Below are 5,628 nucleotides of genomic sequence, written 5' to 3'. Positions count from 1 at the left end.
TGCGACGCTCTCCGGCGGCGAACGCTTCCGGGCGGCGCTGGCCGCGCTGATGCTCGCCGAGCCCGCGCCGCAGGTCCTGATGCTGGACGAGCCGACCAACAACCTCGACATGGCGAGCGTGCGGCAGCTCACCACGGCCCTGGAGTCGTACGAGGGAGCGCTGATCGTGGCCAGTCACGACGTGCCGTTCCTGGAGTCGATCGGGATCACCCGCTGGCTGCTGCTGGAAGGAGAACTCAAGGAAATCACGCCAGAAGCTGTCGGGTATCCCGGCTAGCTTCGGCGGCATGAGCCAGTTCACCACCGGTACACATCAGCCCGTCACCGGCCCTGACCAGCCCGCTTCCGGTACGCACTCGTTCATCGGGGTGGTCGGGGCCCGTGAGAACAACCTCCAGGACGTGACCCTTCGCATCCCGAAGGGCCGGCTCACGGTCTTCACCGGCGTGTCGGGGTCGGGGAAGTCGTCGGTCGTCTTCGACACGATCGCGGTCGAGTCGCAGCGCCAGCTGAACGAGACCTTCACCTGGTTCGTCCGCAACCGGCTGCCGAAGTACGAGCGGCCGCACGCGGAGGCCATCGAGGACCTCTCGCCCGCGATCGTCGTCGACCAGAAGCCGGTCGGCGGCCACTCCCGGTCGACGGTGGGCACGATGACGGACGTGTACTCGGTGATCCGGGTGCTGTTCTCGCGGCACGGCAGTCCGAGCGCGGGCCCGGCCACCGCGTACTCGTTCAACGATCCGTCGGGCATGTGCCCCGAGTGCGACGGCCTCGGGCGCACGGTCCGGCCCGACTGGGACCGCATCCTGGACCCGGACCTGTCCCTGGCCGACGGCGCGATCCTCTTCCCGCCGTTCGCCGCGGGGACCTGGCAGGGGCAGGGGTACACCAACACCACCGAACTGGACCCGCACAGGCCCGTACGTGAATTCACCACGGCCGAGCGGGAGTTCCTGCTGCGCGGGCGGCCCGGCAGCAAGGTCACCATCAGCGGTTCGGGCGGCACCTGGAACACCGACTACGAAGGGCTCGCCGACCGTTTCGAGCGGCTGTATCTCAAGCGGGACCTGTCCGCGCTGAGCCAGAAGACGCGTGACCAGGTGCAGGGCTATATGACGGAGGGGCCCTGCCCGGGGTGCCGGGGCGCGCGGCTGAACGAGGCGGCACTCGCCACCCGGATCGGCACGGGGCCGGCCGGGCGGCCCGGCCTGTCCATCGCCGACTGCACCCGGATGCAGATCAGCGACCTGATCCCCGTACTGAAGGACATCGACGACCCGGTCGCCACACCGGTCGCGGCCGCCGCCGTGGCCTCGCTGGAGCGGATCGAGGCGATCGGGCTCGGCTATCTCAGCCTGGACCGGGAGACCTCGACGCTGTCCGGCGGGGAGGGACAGCGGCTGAAGATGGTCCGGCACCTCGGGTCGAGCCTGACCGGGATGACGTACATCTTCGACGAGCCGAGCGTCGGGCTGCACCCGCGTGACGTGGGGCGGCTCGGGGACCTGCTGCTGCGCCTGCGGGACAAGGGGAACACCGTGCTGGTCGTCGAGCACGACCCGGACGTCATCGCCCTCGCCGACCACATCGTCGACATGGGGCCGCGCGCGGGGGCGGACGGCGGCCGGGTCGTTTTCGAGGGGACGCCCGGCGAGCTGGCCTCGGCCGACACCCCGACGGGCCGTTGTCTGCGCCGCCGCACCGAGGTGAAGCGGCGGACACGGACGGCCACCGGCGGGCTCTGGGTGAAGGGCGCCGGCCTGCACAACCTGCGGGACGTGACGGTCGAGTTCCCCACGGGGGTACTGACCGCGGTGACCGGTGTCGCCGGTTCGGGAAAGAGCACGCTCGTCTCGAAGGAGTTCACGGCCGCGCACCCGGACGCCGTGGTCGTCGACCAGTCGTCCATCGGCATCTCGGCTCGGTCCACTCCGGCGACGTACCTCGGCGTCATGGACACCGTACGGAAGATCTTCGCGCGGGAGACGGGCGTGGAGCCGGGCCTGTTCAGCTTCAACTCCGAGGGCGCGTGCGGGACTTGTCAGGGGCGCGGGGTCAGCTACACCGACCTCGCGTTCATGGACCCGGTGACCACGATCTGCCCCGACTGCGAGGGGCGGCGCTTCAAGGACGAGGTGCTGCGGCTGACCGTGGGCGGCAACTCCATCGTCGACGTTCTGGAGATGACGGCCGATCAGGCCCTGGGCTTCTTCGAGGACTCGGGCGTACGCCGCCGCCTGCGGGCTCTACGGGACGTGGGGCTCACATATCTGACGCTAGGTCAGCCGCTGTCCACGCTCTCCGGCGGGGAACGGCAGCGCATCAAGCTCGCGACCCGGCTCCACCGGACGGGGGCGGTGTACGTCCTCGACGAGCCGACGACCGGCCTGCACATGTCGGACGTCGACGGCCTGCTCGCCCTCCTCGACCGGCTGGTCGACGCGGGCAACACCGTCCTGGTCGTCGAGCACAACCTCGACGTCGTCGCCCACGCCGACTGGGTCATCGACCTGGGGCCCGACGGCGGCAAGGAGGGTGGCCGGGTCGTCTTCGAGGGGACGCCGGGGCAGCTTCTGGACGCGGAGGGCTCGTTCACGGCGGAGCACCTGCGGCGGTTCGTGGGGCAGGGGTCCGCTCGGGGTGACTGAGGGGATTACTGGGTTGTCGAAGGGTGCGGGCCGGTGGGGGCTGGTCGCGCCCACGCGGCGGAGCCGCAGAATGTCACGGCCCCGCGCCCCTGATGGGGCGCGCGTCCGCGATCCCCGCCCATATCGGACAGGGCACCTCCCACCCCCACACAACCCCCTCTCCAGGCCCGCACTCAGGGGGCTGTTGTGACTCCGGCATGGGCTGCATGATGTGCGGGGACACACCCGGCCGAGACGGAGACACGCACGTGCCCAGCCAGAAAGCCCTCATCCGCCGCCCGAGCCCCCGCCTGGCCGAGGGTCTGGTCACGCACATCGAACGCACGAAGATCGACGTCGACCTGGCGGTCGAACAGTGGGAGGCGTACGCGGAGGCGCTGCGTACGCACGGCTGGGAGACCGTCGATGTGGAGCCGGCCGACGACTGCCCGGACTCCGTGTTCGTGGAGGACGCGGTGGTCGTCTACCGCAACGTGGCGCTGATCGGTCGCTCCGGCGCGGAGTCACGCCGTGGCGAGACCGCCGGGGTCGAGGAGACCGTGGCGCGGCTCGGCTGCTCGGTGAACTGGGTGTGGGAGCCGGGCACGCTCGACGGCGGCGACGTCCTGAAGGTCGGCGACACGATCTACGTCGGCCGGGGCGGACGGACCAACGGGGCCGGCATCCAGCAGCTGCGGGCCGCCTTCGAACCGCTCGGCGCCCGAGTCGTCGCCGTACCGGTGAGCAAGGTGCTGCACCTGAAATCGGCCGTCACCGCGCTCCCGGACGGCACGGTCGTCGGGCACGAGCCGCTGGTGGACACCCCGTCGATCTTCCCGCGCTTCCTCGGAGTGCCGGAGGAGTCCGGCGCCCACGTGGTGCTCCTCGGCGGCGGCAAGCTGCTGATGGCGGCCAGCGCGCCCAAGACCGCCGAACTGTTCGCCGATCTCGGCCACGAGCCCGTCCTCGTCGACATCAGCGAGTTCGAGAAGCTCGAAGGCTGTGTGACATGCCTCTCGGTCCGGCTCAGGGGGCTGTACGCCTGAACGAACGACCAGGACGCCTGTTCGCCCCCCGGGACCTGCGTGTCCGCCACGTGGGCGACTCGGGGAGGCGACTCTTCCCGATCTCCGGAGAGATCGTTGCTGATCAGGGCTCTTTACGTCGGGCTTAACCTACGGCATCGTAACCTACGGATACGTAGCCTACGATGCCGTAGGTTGTGTGAACGCTCAGCATTTACGTCCCCCTGGAGCCCCCGTGACGATCACTTCTCCCCATCTCGGCAGCCCGTCCTCCGACTGGACCGACGCACGGCTGCTGTACGCGCTGGAAGAAGTGGTGGAGACCGAGCTCAACCGTCATCTGAAGGTCGCCAAGGACTGGATGCCGCACGAGTACGTGCCCTGGTCCGACGCCCGCAACTTCCCCGGCATCTTCGAGGACGGCGAGGCCTGGGACAAGGAACAGTCCAAGGTCACCGAGCTCGGCCGCATCGCGCTGGTCGTGAACCTCCTCACCGAGGACAACCTGCCCAGCTACCACCACGAAATCGCTTCCCTCTTCGGCCGCGACGGCGCCTGGGGCACCTGGGTGCACCGCTGGACCGCCGAGGAGGGCCGCCACGGCATCGTGATGCGCGACTACCTGCTCGCGTCGCGCGCCGTGGACCCGGACCAGCTCGAAGCCTTCCGCATGATGCACATGAGCGAGGGCTTCGAGTCGGACAACCGCCACTCGATGCTGCACTCCGTCGCGTACGTCGCCTTCCAGGAGCTCGCGACCCGCGTATCGCACCGCAACACCGGCCACCAGTCGGGCGACCCCGTCTGCGACCGCATGCTGGCGCGCATCGCGACCGACGAGAACCTGCACATGGTCTTCTACCGCAACCTCCTCAAGGCCGCGTTCGAGCTTGCCCCGGACCTGACCATGCAGGCCGTGCGGGACGTCGTCGTCCAGTTCCGGATGCCCGGGCACGGCATGCCCGGCTTCGAGCGGGCCGCCGCGCAGATGGCGATCGGCGAGGTCTACAACATGCGGATCCACCACGACGACGTGCTGATGCCGGTGCTGCGTCACCTCAAGGTCCTGCAGATCGACGGTCTGGGTCCCGAGGGCCTCAAGGCCCAGGAAGAGCTCGGTCTCTACATGGGCGGGCTCGACGCCGAGGCCGCCAAGTTCGACGAGAAGCTCGCGGCTCGCAAGGCGCGGATGGCGGCGAGGGCTGCCGCCGTATAGCCGGTGGGCTTCGGGCGGGTGCGGCTGGCTTGTTGGCTGCCGGCCGTCCTGGGTTGATCGCGCCCACGCGGCGGAGCCGCATATCGACACAGCCCCGCGCCCCTCACGGGGCGCTCCCAGCGGGACCTCGCCATCGAATCCGTGTCACTCGTACGCCGTCATCTGTGCCAGTGCCGCGTCCCGGACGTCGGGGTGTGGGTGGCGGCGCAGGGCTCGTAGCTGGGCCCTCCACTGAGGCGCCCAGCCCGTGCGGGTGCCGAGTGTGGCCGTGATCGCCGTGGCCAGCAGTCCCTCGCTGTGGCCACCGTGGACAGTCAGCCGTTGGGCGGCGCCGAGCAGGGTCTCGGCGTCGCCCTCCTGCGTCCGGCGGAGCCTCGCGGCGAGTTCCGTGGCGGTACGGGCCGCGAGCACCGGCCGCCCTTCCGTCAGCACGGCCAGCCGGTCCAGGGACGCGTCGACCCGCTCCGCCTCCGCGTCCAGGTCGAGATGGAACGCCGCGACGGTGGCGGCCTGCGGTACGAATCCGTCGTAGCGCGCGAGCAGCTCACCTGCCCCGAGGGCCGCTTCCCTGATGGGTCCGGCGGCCGTCCTGGCCTGCTGGGCCAGCCGGGCGACGAGGTGGTCGACCCGTTGACGGGCGGGGCGGTCCCGACGGGGTTCGGCGTCGGCGACGAAAGCGCCGGCGCCGGCGCCGGCCTCGGCGGGCGCCAGGGAGTGCGCCCGGCCCAGCCCTCTCCCGCCGCCGGGGGCGATGGCG

3 protein-coding genes and 2 pseudogenes are annotated in these 5,628 nt (G+C 70.5%); 4 read left to right on the top strand and 1 reads right to left on the bottom strand.

What is annotated here, in order from left to right; all coding sequences use genetic code 11:
• The 4 genes and pseudogenes from O3Q52_RS47905 to O3Q52_RS47890 form a co-directional block, all read left to right on the top strand.
• Positions 1-277: pseudogene (locus tag O3Q52_RS47905) on the top strand (ABC transporter ATP-binding protein); the annotation flags it as partial.
• A 10-nt stretch (positions 278-287) separates the two neighbouring features.
• On the top strand, positions 288-2,651 hold the full coding sequence (locus O3Q52_RS47900; RefSeq protein WP_269654747.1) for an excinuclease ABC subunit UvrA: 2,364 nt from the start codon (positions 288-290) through the stop codon (positions 2,649-2,651).
• 248 nt (positions 2,652-2,899) lie between these two features.
• The gene (gene ddaH / locus O3Q52_RS47895) at positions 2,900-3,676 is read left to right on the top strand and encodes a dimethylargininase (RefSeq protein WP_269654746.1); all 777 of its coding nucleotides are present in this window, start codon (positions 2,900-2,902) and stop codon (positions 3,674-3,676) included.
• A 214-nt stretch (positions 3,677-3,890) separates the two neighbouring features.
• Entirely contained in the window at positions 3,891-4,871 is a 981-nt protein-coding gene (locus tag O3Q52_RS47890) for an acyl-ACP desaturase (RefSeq protein ID WP_269654745.1), read from the top strand.
• A 144-nt stretch (positions 4,872-5,015) separates the two neighbouring features.
• Here O3Q52_RS47890 and O3Q52_RS47885 read toward each other — a convergent pair.
• Positions 5,016-5,628 (bottom strand): annotated as a pseudogene (locus tag O3Q52_RS47885) (hypothetical protein); the annotation flags it as partial.

It is taken from the genome of Streptomyces sp. ActVer (assembly GCF_027270795.1).
In the GTDB taxonomy this organism is placed as follows: domain Bacteria; phylum Actinomycetota; class Actinomycetes; order Streptomycetales; family Streptomycetaceae; genus Streptomyces; species Streptomyces umbrinus_A.
This window is presented reverse-complemented; position numbering and strand designations above follow the sequence as displayed.

Bases quoted from the DNA above. Each gene is read 5' to 3' on its own strand.
- O3Q52_RS47900 (WP_269654747.1), top strand. From the start codon at position 288: ATGAGCCAGTTCACCACCGGTACACATCAGCCCGTCACCGGCCCTGAC.